The following is a 17,770-nucleotide window of genomic DNA, read 5'->3' as shown; positions in this document are numbered from 1 at the left end:
AGCGTTACGGAGCGGTCTCCATGAGAATCGTGTCGGCCAGCGCCTCGCGATCGGGCACCTCGAGCTTCATGTAGATGTGATAGATGTGCCCCTCGACGGTGCGCGTCGACACCGCCAGCCGATCGGCGATCTCGTGGTTCGTCAGCTTGGCGGCGGCCAGCACGGCGACCTCGTGCTCCCGCGAGGTCAGCGGCAGTGGCGCGGCGGCTGCGAGGATCGCGGGAGTGCGTGCGTCGCCGCACAGACGCGCAAGTGTGTACGCCCGGGTGGACGCTCGCAGTTCGGCGCGCCGATTGCCCGTTCGCCGGTAGGCCGCAGCGGACTGGGCATAGGCGTCCGCCGCCAGCAGCCGCGAGCCCAGGCGATCGAACTGTGCTGCAGCAGAGAGCAAGCCGTCCCCGTCAGACGTCTCGGCGGCAACTGCCTGAGCGGCCATCGGGGTGATCAGGCTGCCGTCCACCGCCTTCGCCAGCGCTGTCAACCGTGCGCCGCAGGCGCGGTCACCAAACCGGACGGCAGTGTGCATCGCCTCGGCAGCGACCGCGAGCAGCCCGAGTTCGCTCGCGTGGTCCGCGGCCAGACGTGCCAGTCCGATCGCGCGACCGAGGTCGCCCGACGCGGCCGCGAGCCATGCCCGTGTGATGCCGAGGTCGGCCCGATAGTGCATCGTGTTCTCGCCGAACGAGTCCTCTGCGCGCTCGGCGGCGGCGATCCCGTCGACTCGTCGCCCCGACAGGGCAAGGCATTGGGACAGAAGCAGATTGGCGAGCACTCGCCACTGCGGGCTTGACCGTTCGAGCGCCGAGGCCGCCTCGTCCAACCTCTGCAGGCCCTCGGCCAGCCGCCCCCTGGCCAGATCGAGCTTTCCGAGCACCGAGCTCATGCCGAACCACGTGACATCGTGGTTTCGTGCCATTTCCAGGTAGCGCTGTGCGCAGCTCTCGGCCCTGTCGAACTGGCCGGTGTAGATGAGCGACAGGATCTCGCCGTGTCCGACGGCGAATCGCAGGACGGACGTGTCCCATTGGGCGAGCCCGGCCGTCTCGCATGCCCATCGCGGCACTTCGTCCCCGCGTCCCATCATGCTCAACGCGAGACAGCCGGCGCTCGCCGCCCACATCAGTGCCGCGGGCGGCGCGCCTGCTGCGTGGCGGATCCGGTCGGCGACCGCTACCGCGGTGGTGGTGTGCCCCAGGCAGAGGTCGATGGCAGCGCGCGCGGCGTCCAGGCAGTCGAGGCCCTCTGGCGTGGTGACCCGCGCGCGGGCAGTGCCCAGGATGCCCGTCGCGCGATCGCCTGCGCCCAGGTTCCAGAACAGGTTCTCGGCCCGCAGCACGGCCAACCGGACGAGTTCCGGCTCGGCCCTGCCCTCGGGTTTCAGCGCGGACAGGAGTCCCTCCGCCTCCCCGCCCCGGTCCGTCCCCGCCAGGGTGGTGGCGCGGACCAGTTCCGCCTGGAAACCGCCGCCGTCGGCGGTCGCGGCCAGGGACAATCCGTCCGCCCTGTCGAACGCGCAGAGCGTGACGGCGTCGGCCGCCGCCGTGGTGAGCGCGCGGGCGCAGGCTCGCCGGTCGCTGCGCAGGGAGAGTTCCGCGGCGCGGACGCGCGCGGCGGGTTCGGCGGCACCGGCGAGGCGGGCGGCCAACTCGCCCCGGATCCGGCGGGCCGCGGCTGCGTCGAGGCTCCTGCGGACCACGTCGCCGAGGAACGGGTGCGCCAGCCGCGCCACCAGCGTCGAACCCTCCCTACCGAAGCGGACCAGCCCGGCCCGCTCGGCAGCCAGCATCGATTCCTGGCCGGTCAGGTCGCCCAGCACCGCCAGCGCGAGGGGTTCCCCGAAGGCGACCAGCGCGACGACCTGACGGGCGGCCGGTGGTGCGTGAACGCACCGGTGGTGCAGCAGCAGTGCCAGTTCGAGGGTGACGGCGGGCTCGCCGCACAGCCGCCAGATCCCGGCGTCTTGGCGCAGGCGACCGGCGGCGAGCGAGCCCTCGACCAGGTGGCGAAGGTACAGGGGATTGCCCATGGTCGTCGCCGCGATGCGATCGACCGTCCGGCTCTCCACCGGCCCACAGAGCGCGGAGGTCAGCACGGACTCGGTCTCGGAGCGATCGAAACAGCCGAGGGTGACCCGGGCCAGTCCGCGGTCCTTCCAGAGCGCGGTGATCGCGTCCGGGGTTGGCTCGCCTGTCCGGATCGCCACCACCAGCGTCGGGCAGTCGCCGGTCGCGAGCTGGTTGAGCAGGGTCGCGGACAGCGGGTCGAGCAGATGGGCGTCGTCGACGACGATCGTGCCGTCCGACAGTTCCGCGCCGAGGCTGCGGCGCGCATCCGACAGCATCGCCGCCAGGTTCCACAGGGCTCGGTCCGAACGAGGAGACGCGTTGACGCCGTGGGGCAGGACCCCGAACGGCCTGCCCTTGGCGACCGCCGTGCCGGTGATCCGCCGGACCGGGCGTCGAAGGCTGGCAGCGTAGTCCGTGATCAGGGTGGTTTTTCCGGTACCTGCGAGGCCCTCGACGAGAACGCCGCGGGATCCATCGGTCGATCCCAAGGCTTCGGCGATCGCGGTCGACGCCGCTCGCCGTTCGATCACCGGCCAGGCCAGGTTCACACGCAAGATTCTAGTCCGTCCGGGCGGCGATGGACCGGCCCGAGCGGCAGAAATCGAGTAGTCGGCTACTCGTGACTTCCTGGCCGCGTCGGACGGACGATGGCGATATCGACAGGGGTTCAGATGAACGCGAACGCGATACCTCTCGCTGATTTCCTGGCGGCCTTTCGGGACCAGCTGACGATCGCGCGCGAGGGCCGCGACCCGCGTCTGCCGATCGAGGTGGGTTCGGTGACCGTGGAATTCACCCTGATGACCAGGCAGGAGGCCGAGGGCAAGGCAGGCATTCGGTTCTGGGTGGTCGACGCGGGAGTCAGCGCGGGACGCGGGACCGAGACCACGCAGAAGGTCACGATCGAGCTGACGCCGTTGGACGTCGCAGGCGGTCCGCTACGGGTGGGCGACGTCGAGCCGCGACGCTGAGAAAGTGGACGAGCAATGGCAGGGGTGCCGCGAGAGCGCGTTCTGCTGGTGCGAGCCGATCTTGCCGACCGCGAACACGTCACGATCGGCTCTGCCACCCTGATCGCGCCACGTCTCGCGCTGACTGCGGCGCACGTCGTCTTCGACGGAGCATCGGGGCGCGCACTGACCCAGGTGGCCGCGGGCTACCCGGGATCGGCCACGCTGAGCACTGCGCGGGTGCGGTGGCCGGACCGGTTTCACCCCGGCACCGGCCCCGCAGATCTGGACGTCGCGCTGCTGGAGATCACGGACCCGGCATGGCAGCCGCCGAATCTGGTCCCGGTCCGGTGGGGCCGGCTGACCGGCAGATCGCCCGGGGTGCCCTGCGAGGCAACCGGGTTCCCCAGGGTGCTGCGCGACCCGGACGGAACCCGGGAATCCCAACACATCAGCGGCGCAATCAATCCGGGGACCGGATTGGTTTCCGGGCGACACGACATCACCGTTGCCTCCGGCGTGCCGGTCACCGACCCGCAGGATCCGCACCTGTCACCGTGGTCGGGCTCGTCCGGGGCAGGCGTGTTCTGCGGCGGGTTGCTGACCGCGGTTCTGGTCATCGACACCAAGGGTTTCGGTCACCAGCAGTTGACCAGCATCCCGGCCTGTCGATTCATCGCCGACGACGGCGTGCGCGCGGTACTCGGCGAGCACGGGGTCCCGCTGCGCACCGAGTCGGTGGAACTCGAACAGCTGTTGCTCACGGTGGAGGACGAAACCCGGGTACGGCAGCGGCGCGGTGCCCGGATCTCGCCTGCGATGCTGCTGCGCGCGGACTACGAGGCCGTGGAGTTCCACGGCCGCGCCCAACTGCTCGCCAACCTGACCGACTGGTGCACCGACTCCGCTGCGGCGGTGGATGTCCGGCTCGTCGTGGGTCCCGGTGGGCGGGGCAAGACGCGGCTCGCACGCAGGCTCGTGGACATGGTCGCCGGTCGACCGGAGTCCGGCGACAGCGATGAAAGCCGCTGGGTCGCCGGATTTCTCGTCAGCGCGGCGTCGGAGCCGGAGGTGCCGCTGGATCGGTTCGCCCATACGGCAGAGCCGGTGCTCGTGGTGGTCGACTACGCGGAGACCCGCACCGAACAGATCACGGAGTTGTTGAACGAGCTGTATGCCGGTGACGGCGCGCCTGCCCGGGTGCTGCTCCTGGCGCGTTCCGCGGGCGACTGGTGGGAGGGCTTGGCGCGCAACCTGGGCGGAGCCGTCGGCGAGTCGATGGAACTGCCTCCGCTCGACGAGGCACCTCGGGACCGATCGCGCGCGTTCGGGATGGCGGTGAATGCGTTTGCCGCGCAGCTGTCCCGGATCGGCGCCGACCCGGGGGTGAACTGGGCGGCTCGCGCTGCCCGGGCCGCCACCGGCGATCTGGCGGAGGAGCAATACGGCAATCCGTTGGCCCTGCAGCTGGCCGCGCTCCTGTGGCTTCTCGAGTCGGATCACGCCCAGCCGAGATCGTTCGGTGAGCTCGAGCAGTTCCTGCTCGACCAACACGAAGAGAAGTACTGGCGGACAACCGCACCCGGCTGGCTGAACCTCGAGCGGACCGCGCTCGCGCAAGCGGTCACGGCGGCGACGATGTGCGGGGCCAGGACCGCCGCGGAGGGTAGGGCAGTGCTGGCGGCTCTGACCAGCCTGCGTGGACAGCCCGAGAATGCGCTGATTGCGGTGGCCGACTGGTTGAGCGACCTGTACCCGGCCTCGCCTGGGCGCGTGTGGGGTGGGCTTCAACCCGATCGGGTCGGCGAGCACCTTGCCGCGACCACGCTGGTCGACGATCCGGGGCTGTTGCCAGCCGTGCTGAGCTCGGCCAGTGACGGCCAGCGGTATCAGGCGCTGACCGTGCTCGCTCGAACGATGTCGAACCCGGCCGTCCGGACCGCCGTGCGTGATGCGCTGACCGCGCAGTTGGTCGGCGTGCTCACTACGAGTCAGGCCGGCCCGGAGCTGGTGGCCGTCGTGGCCCAGGTCGCGACGGAGGCGGCCGGACCCGGGCGATTGATCGACGCCGTCACCGCGGCTGTCGACGACTTCACCGTCGCGCAACTCTTTCGGGTCGCCGCACTGCTGCCCAAGCACAGCCTGTTGCTCGCCGACCTCGCGGTCGAGGTCGGCTCCGCACTCGTCGCGGGGCTGCGCGGTGGCGCGGCCGGCACCCCACCCAATGATTATGAACTGGCGGTGGCGCTGAACCACCTCGCATTTCGGCTGTCCGAGGTGGGCCGGGCGGCCGAGGCGCTGGCGGCGGCCGAGGAGGCGGTCGCACTCAACCGTGAACTGGCCGTGGCCGATCCGGCGGTTCGCACCCGCGACCTCGCCACCTCGCTCAACGATCTCTCGGCCTTTCTCGGGGCGATGGGGCGGCTGGATGAGGCGCTGAGTGCGAACGAGGAATCGCTCGCGCTCTACCGTGGCCTGGACTCGTTCGACCTGGACATCAACGGACCCGAGCTCGCGGCGTTGCTGAGCAGCCTCGGCGCCGGCCTCGCCGCCGTGGCCCGACCGGATGAGGCGCTGACCGCGATCGAGGAGTCCGTCGCGCTCTATCGCGAGATCGCCGCCGCGCCGGATGCTCACACGATGGAACTCGCGCGGGCACTCAACGGCCGGTTCCAGTGCCTGTTCGTCTTGGGTCGGCGGGAAGAGGCGCTGTCCGCCGCCCGTGAGTCCGCCGAGTGCTACCGGAGCCTGGCCGCGACACGTCCCGACGCGTACACCGCTGAGTTCGCGCGGTCGCTGACCGACCTGTCCGTCGGATTCAGTGTGCTGGGCCGACTCGACGAGGCGCTGTCCGTGAGCGAGGAGTCGGTCGGGCTCTACCGTCGCCTGGCCGCCGCTCGGCCGGCCGTCTACGCAGAGGGACTTGCCCTGTCGCTGACCAACCTGTCCAACGCGCTCGGCAGGGCCGGCAGGACGGGGGCGGCGCTGGCCGCGATCGAGGAAAGCGTTGGGCTGTACCGGGGCATCACCGGCGCCATGCGTGATGCCGCCACCCCGCCCTTGCCAACGCCTTGAGCAACCTGTCGGCCCAGCTCGACGAGGTCGGCAGGTACAAGGAGGCGCTTGCCGCGATCGAAGAGTCGGTGGGGCTGCAACGAGTTCTGGCCTCGGCTCGTCCGGAGATCCATGCTCCCGGGCTCTGCAGATCGCTGCACAACCTCTCCGTCCAGCTCGGCAACACGGGTCGGCTCGAGGAGGCGTTGACCGCGATCGAGGAGGCGGTCGGCGGGCGGCGGACGCTGGCCGCGGCCAACCCGGCGGCACATGGAGCCGAGCTGGCGGTGTCGCTGAACAACCTGGCCGACCGGCTGGCGGGGGTGGGCCGGGTGGACGAGGCCGTCGCAGCCATCGACGAATCCGTCGAGGTCTGTCGCGGACTGGTGGCCGGGGGCCCGGAGGCCCACACCGGCACGCTCGCGGCATGCCTGCGGACCCGTTCCCAGCGTTTGCTGGCCGTGGGCAGGGCCGAGGAAGCGTTGAGCGCCGCAGACGAGTCGGCGAAGTTGCTGCGCGTGCTGGCAACGGATCATCCAGGTGCCCACAGTCGTTCTCTGGCAAAGAGTTTGATAGCCATGGGCGAATGCCTGCGGGCGCTCGAGCGTCCCGTGCCCGCGTCGGACGTCGAGGAAGAGGCCGTCCGGATCTACCGCAGCATGGCGCCCGCGGACGCGGGCGTACGAGGCCGAGCCGCCGGGCCCGTCGAGTACCTGCGCGTCGATCTGCGCGACCTGGGCCGGACGGAGGCCGAGATCTCGCGGTTCATCGAGCAGCGGGCGTCCTGAGGACGACCCTTGCGCCCGGCGTGGGGCGGGCGAAGGATTGAATCCGTGAGGAGGCAATCATGTTCATCCAAGTAATCCAAGGAAAGGTGTCGGACGAGGCGGGGCTGCGCCGGTGCATGGACCGGTGGACGGAAGAACTGCAGCCGGGGGCGACCGGCTATCTCGGGTCGACCTGCGGAAAGGCCGACGACGGGACGTTCATCGTGCTGGCCAGGTTCGAATCCGCGGACGCGGCCCGCCGGAACAGCGAGCGCCAGGAGCAGGGCGCGTGGTGGGCCGAGACGGAGCGCTGCTTCTCCGGTCCGGTTTCGTTCATGGACTGCCCGGACGTGACCGAGTGGCTCGGTGGCGGCTCGGACGATGCGGGCTTCGTGCAGATCATGGAGGGCCACACCAGCGACGCGGCCCGGATGGGGGAACTGCTGACGCAGGGCGCCGACCAGGTGCACGAGCTGCGGCCGGAGATCGTCGGCGGAACCCTGGCCACCGACGGTGGCGGCGGGTACGTCGAGACCGTCTATTTCACGTCCGAGGCGGAGGCGCGCGCCCACGAGAAGATCGAGATCCCCGACGACCTGCGCACGCTGTTCGAGGAAGAGGGCCGGCTGATGGGGGAGGTGTCGTACTTCGACCTGCGCGAGCCGATGCTCGTCAGCGCAGCACGGCGGAACTGAGACCACCGCCGAGGAAGCCTCCGGGACCTGCCGGGGGCTTTCGCCTGCGGCGCATCGCCCCGATTCCCGGCGCGGGCGGCCGGTGTCTTGATACGGTTCTGTATCGGATGCATTCATGTATTCGATAGCCGCGATATGCCGGAAGGAGTGGCCGATGCGAGCCGGTGGCAAGGCCGAATCCGCGACGCCGAAGCGCGTCACGAAGCGGCGCGTCCAGACCCGCGAGCGGCTGCTCGACGCCGCGCTGGACGTGTTCGCCGAGGAGGGCTTCGGGCGCTCGACGGTGGAGCAGGTCTGCGAGCGCGCCGGCTACACCCGGGGCGCCTTCTACTCGAACTTCGCCTCCCTCGACGAGCTGTTCCTCGCGATGTGGGAGCAGCGATCGGCGCAGATGATCATCGACGTCCGCGAGGCCGATGCCGCGACCCGCGCGAAGCGGCCGGGCACCGTCACGCTCGAGGAGATGACCGCCGCGCTGCTCGAGGCCATCCCGGTCGATGACCAGTGGTACCGGATCACCGCGGAGTTCACCGCCCACGCCCTGCGGAACCCGTCGCTCAAGCGGGTGATGGCCGCGCGAGAGAACGCGATCCTCGCCACCATCCTGCCGCTCGTCGAGGCTGGTCTGGCCGGTGCCGGGCGGCGAGCAGCGGACCCGAAAGCGCTCGGCCGGGCGTTGGTGGCCGTGCACGACGGGACCACCGTCCAATGCCTGATGGAACCAGAAAGTGACACCGTCCGACGGGCGCGCACGAACCTGTTCGTGAGCGTGCTGCGCAACTACAGCGAGGAAGTGTGAATGTGAACGCCGATGTCATCGTGGTGGGGGCGGGCCTGGCCGGATTGGTGGCCACCCACGAGCTCGTGAAGGCCGGACGCCGGGTGCTGGTGCTCGATCAGGAGAACCGCAACAACCTTGGTGGACAGGCATTCTGGTCGCTCGGCGGACTGTTCTTCGTGGACTCCCCCGAGCAGCGCCGGCTGGGGATCAAGGACTCCCACGAGCTGGCGCTGGCGGACTGGATGGGGTCGGCCGGATTCGACCGCGAGCGCGAGGACCACTGGCCGCGGCAGTGGGCGCGCGCCTACGTCGACTTCGCGGCCACCGAGAAGCGGGAGTACCTGCGTGAGCTCGGGCTCAAGGTCGTGCCTACCGTCGGGTGGGCGGAGCGCGGCGGGGGAAGCGCGGCAGGCCACGGCAACTCGGTGCCCCGGTTCCACCTGACCTGGGGCACGGGGCCGGAGGTCGTGCGCATCTTCGCCGAGCCCGTCCTGGAGGGCGAGAAGCAGGGCCTGGTGAGCTTCGAGTTCCGGCACCAGGTCGACGACCTGATCGTCGAGGACGGTGCCGTCGTCGGCGTGCGGGGGACCGTCCTGGAGCCGACCGACCTGGAGCGGGGCAAGGCGTCCTCACGAACCGCCGTGGGCGAGTTCGAGTTCCGGGCCAAGGCGGTGATCGTCACCTCCGGCGGCATCGGGGGTAACCACGAGCTGGTCCGCAAGAACTGGCCGACCGACCGCGTCGGCCCGGCGCCGGAGACGATGATCTCGGGCGTGCCCGCGCACGTGGACGGCCGGATGCTCGCGATCACCGAGAACGCGGGCGGCAATATCGTCAACCGCGACCGGATGTGGCACTACACCGAGGGCATCGTCAACTGGGATCCGATCTGGCCGAACCACGCCATCCGCATCATCCCGGGACCGTCCTCGCTGTGGCTCGACGCCACCGGTCACCGGTTGCCTGCGCCGAACTTCCCCGGCTTCGACACCAACCAGACGATGAAGGCGATCCTGGCCACGGGGCAGGACTACTCCTGGTACATCCTCACCCAGTCGATCATCGAGAAGGAGTTCGCGCTGTCGGGCTCCGAGCAGAACCCCGACGTCACCGGCAAGGACCTGAAGCTGCTGCTGCGCAGCCGACTTGCCAAGGGCGCGCCCGGCCCGGTGGAGGCGTTCAAGCAGCGCGGAGTCGACTTCGTCGTCGCCGACAACCTGCGCGAGCTGGTCGGCGGGATGAACAAGATCGCCCGCGGCCCGCAGCTGGAGTTCGATCAGGTCGAGCGGGAGGTGCTCGCCCGGGATCGGCAGTTCGACAACAAGTTCGGCAAGGACCTGCAGCTGATGGCGATCACCAACGCCCGGCAGTACCGCAGCGACAAGCTCACCCGCGTCGCCAAGCCGCACCGGCTGCTCGATCCCGAGCACGGACCGCTTATCGCGGTGCGCCTGAACATCCTCACCCGCAAGACCCTCGGTGGGCTCGAGACCAACCTGGACTCGCAGGTGATCCGGGCCGACGGTGAGGCCTTCGCCGGGCTCTACGCGGCAGGCGAAGTCGCCGGGTTCGGCGGCGGCGGGGTGCACGGCTACAACGCCCTGGAGGGGACCTTCCTCGGCGGCTGCATCTTCTCCGGCCGCGCCGCTGGTCGGGCGCTGGCGCGGGACCTCGGGTGACGGGGAGGCGCACCGCGCTGGTCACCGGGGCGTCCTCCGGAATCGGTGCGGCGGTGGCGAAAGCCCTTGTCGGCCGCGGGTATCGGGTGTTCGGGACGAGCCGCAACCCCTCCTCGATCGCCGATCCCATCCCCGGCGTCGAGTACCTGGCCCTCGACCTGACCGACTCGGCGAGCATCGAGGCGTGCGCCGCCGAGGCAGGCGAGGTGGACGTGCTCGTCAACAACGCGGGGGAGAGCCAGAGCGGTCCGATCGAGGAGCTGCCGATGGAGGCGGTCGAGCGGCTCTTCCAGACCAACGTCTTCGGCGCGGTCCGGCTCACCCAGCTCGTGCTGCCCGGCATGCGTGCGCGGGGGTACGGGCGGGTCGTCATGGTCGGATCGATGCTGGCCAGCTTCCCGCTGGCCTATCGATCCTCTTATGTGGCCACGAAGGCGGCGATCAAGGGCTTCGCCACCGCGGCCCGGCGGGAGGTCGCGCGCTACGGCGTCGGCGTCACGACGGTGGAGCCGGGGTCGATCAGCACCGGCATCGGCGAGCGTCGCACCCACTACCTCGCCGACGGATCGCCGTACACCGACGAGTACCGGACGATGATCGCCGCGCTCGACGCCAACGAGCGCGCCGGCATCACCGGACAGAAGGTCGCCGAGATGGTGGTCAAGGCGATCGAGGCCGACCGCCCGAAGCAGCTCTACGCGGTGGGCAGCAACGCCCCGCTCATCTTCGCGCTGCGCCGGGTGCTCCCGCGTGCGGCGGTGGAGAGGTTGGTGGCGCGGCGGCACGGGTTGCGCTGAGGCGGCAGCGTCTTTGGTGCACCAAACCACTGGACCGCCGGCCGAATGAATCGGAAGATATTCGCACACCAGGGAAGTGAGATCCGCATGAACGGGCGCTCGATGTTCGACAACCCGATCCTTCGAGACCCGGCACGGATCGATCCAATCCTGACCAAGCTGGGCGAACTGTGGCACCGGAATCCCGACCTCAGGCTCACTCAGCTGGTGGTGGGATTGGCAGAGTCCGGCGAGACCATGCCGAGGTTCTTCAACACGGAGGACGACGCGATCGACGCGTCCCTGGACGAACGGCTCGGTGGCGGAGGGTAATACTGATGGCCTGACGGATCACGGACGCAGCCGCCGCACACCCCATAGGGCGGGCGCCATGAGCAGGCCGGCGAGCGTGAGGAGAAGCGCGGCCTCGGTGGCCTGGAACCGCCAGTATTGGCGGTTGCTGTGGAAGCGGACCTCGTAGGCGCTCGCGCCCAGGTCGACCAGGCAGGCGGCCAGGCGGCGTCCGGTCTGCTCGTCGAGGGCGTCGGTCCGCGCCTTGTACTGCGCGATGGTCTCGCCGTGGCGTTGCGCCAGTTCCTCGAAGGGTGCGCTCCAGGGGCACGCCAATTCGTCGATGTCGGCGCCAGCGCCGGTGCCGTCGACGTATCCCTGTCCGACGATCCAGTCCGAGCCGCGGGAGATGCCGGCCAAGCGGCTGTAGCCCGACCAGACGCTGCCCGCGATGGCCTGCCGGTCGACGTCGGGGGTCGCGTAGTGCGGGCGGATCGTGTTGGCCAGTGTGGCGGGAACGAAGACCAGCAGAGCCAGCGCCACGACCATCGACGCGATGGTGTTGCGCAGCAGCAACGCGATCGTGCTGCCGACGATCAGCGCGAGAAAGGTGTGGGCGCCCAACACGATTCCGGAGGTGTCGAAGACCGGTTGATCCAACCGCACCCCGGACATGCCGAAGTTCGGGAAGAAGCTGCCCGTCAGATCTGACTTCGCACGAATGACCGCCTCGACGCTCGGCGAGCGGGCCCAGCCCAGCGCGAGGCCGAGCACGGTCATCGCCAACGAGATCGGGACGAACACCGCCAGGACGCGGGAGACGTACCACCGGGTGCGTCCCGAGGACTGGGACAGGCCGAGCACATGGGTGCGCTGCTCGAGGTCCCGGGAGAAGACCGTGACGCCGACGAACGCGCCCCACAGCATCGGCAGCAGCACCGCGAGCAGCGTCGTGAGGGTGAGGATGCCGTACTCGTCGCTGATCGCGGACCTGCGGTTCGCGAACCCCGCGACGATGACCGCCCCGATCAACACACCGATGATCGACAGCGCCACGACGACGGTGGTGCGGCACTGCCGCCAGCAAGCCCAGATCACGGTCGCAACCGCCGCAGTCCGAGCATGGCAGGGACCAGCAACAGCGCCGAAAGCGTCAGGGTGAGTGCGGTTTCGGTAGCCTGGAACCGCCAGAACCTGCCGTCTCGGTGGTAGCGGATCTGATAGTGATCGGCGCCCTGCGCGCGAAGGCAGTCGTCGACGGCGCGGACGTTCTCGTCGTACAGCAATCTGATGCGGGCCTGGCGCTCCGGCTCGCGTTCGCCCGGCCGCTCTGTGTAGTCGACCCGGGGGAGGGCCGCGCGGCAGGCCCTGAAATCGACCTCGACGGCCGCGCCCGCCGCGTCGACGAACCCCTTGTCGACGACCCAGCCTGTATCTCGCTCGAGGGATCCGGCCCGGCCGTACTCGGAGGAACGGGCGTACCCGTCGAGGTCCTGGCGCTCGATGGTCGGGGCCGCGTAGTTCGGGCGTACGGCAATCGTCAGCGCCACGAGGAGGATCGGCACCCCGAAGAGCACCAGGACCATCGACGCGAGCGTGCTGCGCAGTAGTAGCGCGAGGGTGCTGCCGACCATCAGGGCGAGAAAGGTGTAGCCGCCCATCACGATTCCCGACGTCTCGAAGAGCGGGAACTCCAGGCGCGGGGCCGAGTCGCTGGTCCACAACACGGCATGCCTGGGTACCGGCGCGCGGGTCCAGCCGAGCACCAGGCCGAGCAGCGACATCGCCAGGCTGATCGGGACGAACACCACCAGGACGCGCGAGAAGTACCACCAGGGTCGGCTGACCGACTGGGAGAAGCCGAGCACGTGGGTGCGCTGCTCGAGGTCCCGGGAGAAAACGGTGACGCCGACCAGCATGCCGAGCAGCACCGGCAGCATGTATGCCAGCAGTGTGGTGATGGTCAACGCGGTTTCGGGCCGGCAACCGCCGACGGGGTCGTTCCAGCGCGAGCAGATGTTGCCGAAGGTGTCGGGGGTTTCGGACTTACGGGTCATGGGCCCCGCGACCGCGGCGACCGCGATCAGCAGCGTGATGAACGACAGCGCCGCGATGATGGTGGCGCGGCACTGCCGCCAGGTCACCCAGATCATGCGATCGAGTTCGACTGTGCGCCGAGGTGGGCGAGCACCAGATCGTCGAGGTCGGCGTCGTCCAGCGACCACCCTTCGCTGACGGCAGGTCGGGGGCCCCGGACCAGGTGCACGCTCTGCCCGGCACCGGTGCGCGTGTCGATCACCGCACCCTCGCCGACGACCGGGCCGGGATCCGCGCTGCCTGCGAGCACGTAGTGCTCGCTCAGCAGCGCCTCGATCTCGCCCGAGAGCCGGACCCGGCCGTCGCCGAGCAACAGCAGGTGGTCAGCGACGTTCGTCAGTTCGGCGAGTACGTGCGAGGACAGCACGACCGTGGTGCCGTGGTCGGCGACGTGCTGCATCAGGGTCTGCGCGACATCGCGGCGGGCGAGCGGGTCGAGGTCGGCCAGCGGCTCGTCGAGCAGCAGCACCTCGGGCCTCCGTCCGAGGGTCAGGGCGAGGGCGACGCGGGTGCGGTGCCCGGGGGAGAGGGCCTTGACCTTGGCGGACATCGGAATGCCCGCGGCGTCGACCAGCGCGGCCGCGTAGCCGCCGTCCCAGTCGGTATTGGCGTGCGCCCCGAAGCGCAGGATGTCGGCGACGGAGAACTTGGGATAGAGCGGCCTGTGCTGCGCGAGGTAGGACAGCCCGGAGCGGATGCCGTTCTGGTTCGGCGGCTTTCCGAGTACCGACACGGAGCCCGAGTCGGGTGCGAGCAGGCCGACCGCCAGCGACATCACCGTCGACTTGCCGGCGCCGTTGGCACCGACCAGCGCGGTGACGGTTCCCCGGGGGATCTCGAAGGTGCAGCCCCGCAGCGCAGGCCGACGTCGGAACGACTTGTGTACCTCGTGCATCGACAGGACGGTCTCGGTCATAGCGGTCCCCCTTGCCGAGGAGTATTTCTCGGCGATTCCCGAATCCCCCGGCGTTTCCGCTTCTCCTTGGGGCCTTAGCTTAGCGAAGGAGATCGATGCTGCGTCGGAATTGTCAGCTCACGCGTGCTGGGGCCGACCTCCCGCACAACGGTGTAGCCGATGATCGAGTAGAGGCCGGTGTCGGTGCTCATGTCGGTACTCCTGGTGTCGGTAGTGGCGGTCAGGGCAGGTCTGTGCGGCCGTCCAGGTTGGCGACCATGCGCCGCAGGACGTTGACGGTCGCGACGTAGTCGGCGGTCGGCACGCCCTCGCGCATCCTTTGGTGAGCCGTTGCGTTGCGCTCGTGCGCGCGCCGCCTCCCGGCCTCGCCCTCGTCGGTGAGGGTCAGGGCGCCGGCCTCGTCGACTCGCAGCCAGCCCCTGTCGGTCAGGTCGTCGACGACAGTGCCGAAATCGGTTCCCTCATCGGCGAATTCGCGGAGCCGCTCAGCCAGCGTCGCGCGGCTCCAGGCGCCGGGGGAGCCGCTGACGTGGTTGAGGGTCCACCAGTGTGGCTGCGTGAGCTGCTCGACCGCGAGCTGGGCGCGGAGGGCGCCGATGATCGTGCGGCCGGCCAGGTCGGTCCAGTACCCCATGGGCTGGGCGGCGATCACGTCGTCGGAGTAGTCGATCATGGTCATGCTGTTGTCCTTTCGTGGTGTGGCGGGAGCGGGTCAGTACGCGGCGGTGAACCGGGCGCGGTGATGCCGTGGCCGTTCCGCCTCGTCGAGCAGCGCCACCGCCAGATCCTCCATGGAGAGCACGGAGGCGCCGTCGGCGTCGACCAGCAGGTCGTCCGTGCCCAGCCGGAACTGTCCGGTTCGCGTGCCGGGCTCGAGCAGTGCGGGCGGGCTGAGGTACGTCCACTGAGCCGACGCGTCGGCACGGCACACCTCGAGTTGGTCGGCGCACGCCCGCGCGATGCCCCGCAACGCGGCGGGGAAGTCCGGCTCGTCCATCACGGTCACCCCGGCCGTGCCGGGCACGGTCAGCGTGGCGGCGCCGCCGACCATCAGCAGCCGCACCCGCGTCCGGGCCAGGCCCGCGAGCAGTACCTTCGTGGTCGCGACCAGTTCGCTCTCCCGGCCCGGTGTCGGCCGGGTCGCGCTGATCACGAGGTCCTGGCCGATGCTCAGCTCGATGACGTCCTCGAGGCTCGTCGCGTCGCCGAGGCGTACCTCGGCCCCCGCAGGCACCTCGTGCGCCCGCGCCGGGCGCCGCAGCACGGCCGTCACCTCGTGGCCTCGATCCAGGGCCTCGGCCACCGCCCGGCTTCCCACCTGTCCCGCCGCGCCGAAAACTGTGATGCGCATGGTTGTTTGCTCCTCTTGGACTTGTCGTCGGTGAATGTGAAAGTGGTCCGCAGATCGGGCGATCAGACCGGTAGGGCGGGGAGGCGCCTGGCGTTGCTCACGCGTTCGGCCACCCAGACCAGGAAGGTCGCGACGGCCAGCGCCCCGCCGAGGGCACTCACCCCGGCCCAGCCGCCGCGCACCCAGGCGACGGCGGTCAGTGCCGAACCGGCGGCGCCGCCGATGAAGAAGGCCGTCATGAAGGCGGAGTTCAGCCGATTGCGGATCTCGGGAGCCAGCGCGTAGATGACGTTCTGGTTGCTGCTCAGCACGGACTGCTGCGCGACGGTCAGCGCGATCGCTCCGGCGAGCAGCCACACCAGCGACGTCCCGCCCGCGCCGATCGCCACCCAGGACACCGCCAACAGGGCGGTTCCGACGCCTGCAACCCAGTGCACATGGCCGCGGTCGGCGAGCCGGCCGGCCACCGGGGTGGCGATCGTCCCGGCGACAGCGACCAGGCCGAACAGCCCGATGACCGCCTCCGACCACCGGTAGTGATCCCCGACCAACAGGAAGGTCACGGCCGTCCAGAACACGTTGAACGACGCGAGCGACAGGGCGGCAATGCCTGCGCGCCAACGCAGTACGGGCTCGGTGCGGAACAGGACGATGGTGGAGCGCAGCAGGGCGGGGTAGGACATCCCGGCGGGAGTGTGCAGCCGGGGCAGGACGCGCCACAGCAGCATCGCCACCGCCGCCAGCAGGACCGCGTTGACCCAGTAGGCGGTTCGCCAGCCGCCGAACTCGGACAGCGTTCCCGAGATCGTCCGCGCCAGAAGGCCTCCCAGCAGGAGGCCGCTCATCACCGTGCCCACAACCCGGCCGCGATGCTCGGGTGAGGCGAGGGCGACGGCGAACGTCACCAGCACCTGCGCCGACACCGAGGTCACCGCGGCGAGGGCGGTGCCCGCCAGCAGCACGGTGCCGTTGGGCGCGACGGCCGACATCAGCAGGAACACCGCGGTGGCCCCGAACAACACCACCGTCAGGCGTCGCCGTTCCAGCAGGTCCCCGAGCGGCAGCAGCAGGATCAGGCCCGCGGCGTAGCCGGCCTGGGCGGCGGTGACCACCATCGCCGCCGTCGACGTGCTGAGCTCGAGGTCCCGGCGGATCACGTCCAGCAGCGGTTGGGCGAAGTAGTTGCCCGCCACCACGAGTCCGGTCGCGATCGACATCAGCAGCAGCAGTCCTCGGCTCAGCCCGGGCTCGGCGGCGGGGCGGCCCGGCGCGGTGCGCGTCAACACGTTTGTCATGCCTGAAAGCCTGGCGGCTCACGATTGATGAGTCCAACACATGTTTGTCACCGCAACGATCGTGATTCAAGATAGATCGATGGAGCTGCAGCAGATGCGTTACGTCCTCGCCGTCGCGGAGACCAAGAACTTCACCCGCGCCGCCGAACGCTGCCTGGTGGTCCAGTCCGCGCTCAGTCACCAGATCGCCCGCCTGGAGCGCGAGCTCGGCGCCAAGCTCTTCGACCGGACCAGCCGACGGGTCGAGCTCACGCCCGCAGGGGAGGCGTTCCTTCCCGCGGCCCGCCAGAGCGTGGAGGCAGCCGAACGAGCCCGCGCCGAGGTCACCGCCGCCGCGGGCGAGATCCGGGGCCGGCTCGCGATCGGCGCCATCCCCACGGTCGGGGCGGTCGACCTCGCCGCGTCCATGAGGGACTTCCGCGCGCGCCACCCGCAGGTGCAGATCAGCCTGCGCATGGGTGCCAGTGGCGACCTGGTCGACCAGGTCCGGCAGGGCGCCCTGGATGTCGCCTTCCTCGGCTTGCCGCGGGGCGCCGAGCCGACGGGCGTGCGCGGTCTCGAGCTGGCGCGCGGCGAGTTGGTCGCCCTGGTGCCGCCCGCGCACCCACTGGCGCAGGAGCGCGACGTGGACCTGCACCGGCTGACCGACGAGGTGTTCGTCGATTTTCCGGCGGGATCCGGCGGGCGGGCGCAGTCGGACGAGGCCTTCGCGGCGGTCGGCGTCCGCCGCCAGGTCGCCTTCGAGGTGATGGCGGTGGACTTCTTCGCGCGCCTGATCCGACAGGGCCTGTGCATCGGGCTGCTGCCCGCGTCCGTGGTGTCCGAGTTCCCCGACCTGCGCGTCGTCGAACTGCGCGACCCCCCGACCAGGGTCGAGCACCTGGTGTGGAGCCGGCTGCGGCCGGCGCCCGCGGCCGCGGCCTACCTGGCGGGCCTGGGGGTGGGTGAGGAGGGCATCCGGTAACGGAACGCGGTCCGGGGGAGACGTACAGTGCGGACCCGCGGCGACCCGAACCGTCGGCCGGCCACGACACGAGGAAACGCATGCAGCA

At 70.2% G+C, this 17,770-nt stretch carries 16 protein-coding genes; 9 read left to right on the top strand and 7 right to left on the bottom strand.

Annotation, left to right across the window (positions count from 1 at the left end):
- Positions 1-4: 4 nt before the first annotated feature.
- Complete coding sequence (locus ACFXMV_RS00305; protein WP_378498489.1) at positions 5-2,614, bottom strand: LuxR C-terminal-related transcriptional regulator; 2,610 nt, start codon at positions 2,612-2,614, stop codon at positions 5-7.
- A 123-nt stretch (positions 2,615-2,737) separates the two neighbouring features.
- On the opposite strand from ACFXMV_RS00305, the gene ACFXMV_RS00300 reads away from it, so the two are divergent.
- The 8 genes from ACFXMV_RS00300 (at position 2,738) to ACFXMV_RS00265 (ending at position 11,101) form a co-directional block, all read left to right on the top strand.
- Positions 2,738-3,037, top strand: a complete 300-nt coding sequence (locus ACFXMV_RS00300; protein ID WP_378498488.1) for a trypco2 family protein — start codon at positions 2,738-2,740, stop codon at positions 3,035-3,037.
- A gap of 15 nt (positions 3,038-3,052) precedes the next feature.
- Entirely contained in the window at positions 3,053-6,091 is a 3,039-nt protein-coding gene (locus ACFXMV_RS00295; protein ID WP_378502726.1) for a tetratricopeptide repeat protein, read from the top strand.
- A complete protein-coding gene (locus tag ACFXMV_RS00290; RefSeq protein ID WP_378498486.1) occupies positions 6,088-6,858 on the top strand; it encodes a tetratricopeptide repeat protein in 771 nt (256 codons plus the stop codon). Before ACFXMV_RS00295 ends, ACFXMV_RS00290 begins: the two co-directional genes overlap by 4 nt.
- A gap of 59 nt (positions 6,859-6,917) precedes the next feature.
- Positions 6,918-7,532: a hypothetical protein gene (locus tag ACFXMV_RS00285; protein ID WP_378498485.1), complete on the top strand. Its 615-nt coding sequence runs from the start codon at positions 6,918-6,920 to the stop codon at positions 7,530-7,532.
- Positions 7,533-7,686: 154 nt separating this feature from the next.
- Positions 7,687-8,331: a TetR/AcrR family transcriptional regulator gene (locus tag ACFXMV_RS00280; protein WP_378498484.1), complete on the top strand. Its 645-nt coding sequence runs from the start codon at positions 7,687-7,689 to the stop codon at positions 8,329-8,331.
- Between the two features lie 2 nt (positions 8,332-8,333).
- Positions 8,334-9,992, top strand: coding sequence for an FAD-binding dehydrogenase (locus ACFXMV_RS00275; RefSeq protein ID WP_378498483.1), 1,659 nt, complete (start codon positions 8,334-8,336; stop codon positions 9,990-9,992).
- Positions 9,989-10,789, top strand: a complete 801-nt coding sequence (locus ACFXMV_RS00270) for an SDR family oxidoreductase (RefSeq protein WP_378498482.1) — start codon at positions 9,989-9,991, stop codon at positions 10,787-10,789. Before ACFXMV_RS00275 ends, ACFXMV_RS00270 begins: the two co-directional genes overlap by 4 nt.
- A gap of 87 nt (positions 10,790-10,876) precedes the next feature.
- The gene (locus ACFXMV_RS00265) at positions 10,877-11,101 is read left to right on the top strand and encodes a hypothetical protein (RefSeq protein ID WP_378498481.1); all 225 of its coding nucleotides are present in this window, start codon (positions 10,877-10,879) and stop codon (positions 11,099-11,101) included.
- Positions 11,102-11,119: 18 nt separating this feature from the next.
- On the opposite strand, the gene ACFXMV_RS00260 is transcribed toward ACFXMV_RS00265, so the two are convergent.
- From ACFXMV_RS00260 to ACFXMV_RS00235, 6 genes are all read right to left on the bottom strand, one after another.
- Positions 11,120-12,157, bottom strand: coding sequence for an ABC transporter permease (locus ACFXMV_RS00260; RefSeq protein WP_378502727.1), 1,038 nt, complete (start codon positions 12,155-12,157; stop codon positions 11,120-11,122).
- Positions 12,154-13,212 (bottom strand): ABC transporter permease, encoded by a 1,059-nt coding sequence (locus ACFXMV_RS00255; RefSeq protein ID WP_378499252.1) that lies wholly within the window; start codon positions 13,210-13,212, stop codon positions 12,154-12,156. The genes ACFXMV_RS00260 and ACFXMV_RS00255 overlap by 4 nt, the downstream gene beginning before the upstream one ends.
- The gene (locus ACFXMV_RS00250; protein WP_378499251.1) at positions 13,209-14,072 is read right to left on the bottom strand and encodes an ABC transporter ATP-binding protein; all 864 of its coding nucleotides are present in this window, start codon (positions 14,070-14,072) and stop codon (positions 13,209-13,211) included. The genes ACFXMV_RS00255 and ACFXMV_RS00250 overlap by 4 nt, the downstream gene beginning before the upstream one ends.
- 220 nt (positions 14,073-14,292) lie before the next feature.
- A complete protein-coding gene (locus ACFXMV_RS00245) occupies positions 14,293-14,751 on the bottom strand; it encodes a hypothetical protein (protein ID WP_378499250.1) in 459 nt (152 codons plus the stop codon).
- A 33-nt stretch (positions 14,752-14,784) separates the two neighbouring features.
- Entirely contained in the window at positions 14,785-15,423 is a 639-nt protein-coding gene (locus tag ACFXMV_RS00240; RefSeq protein WP_378499249.1) for an NAD(P)-dependent oxidoreductase, read from the bottom strand.
- Between the two features lie 62 nt (positions 15,424-15,485).
- Entirely contained in the window at positions 15,486-16,718 is a 1,233-nt protein-coding gene (locus tag ACFXMV_RS00235; protein WP_378502728.1) for an MFS transporter, read from the bottom strand.
- Positions 16,719-16,797: 79 nt separating this feature from the next.
- Here ACFXMV_RS00235 and ACFXMV_RS00230 point away from each other — a divergent pair, with 79 nt between their 5' ends.
- Positions 16,798-17,682: a LysR substrate-binding domain-containing protein gene (locus tag ACFXMV_RS00230; protein WP_378499247.1), complete on the top strand. Its 885-nt coding sequence runs from the start codon at positions 16,798-16,800 to the stop codon at positions 17,680-17,682.
- Positions 17,683-17,770: the final 88 nt, after the last annotated feature.

Origin of the sequence: Rhodococcus sp. NPDC059179 (assembly GCF_042754885.1) — a bacterium.
Lineage (GTDB): Bacteria > Actinomycetota > Actinomycetes > Mycobacteriales > Mycobacteriaceae > Rhodococcus_G.
Note: the sequence above shows the minus strand (reverse complement) of the source record. Positions and strands in the feature narration are given on the sequence as shown.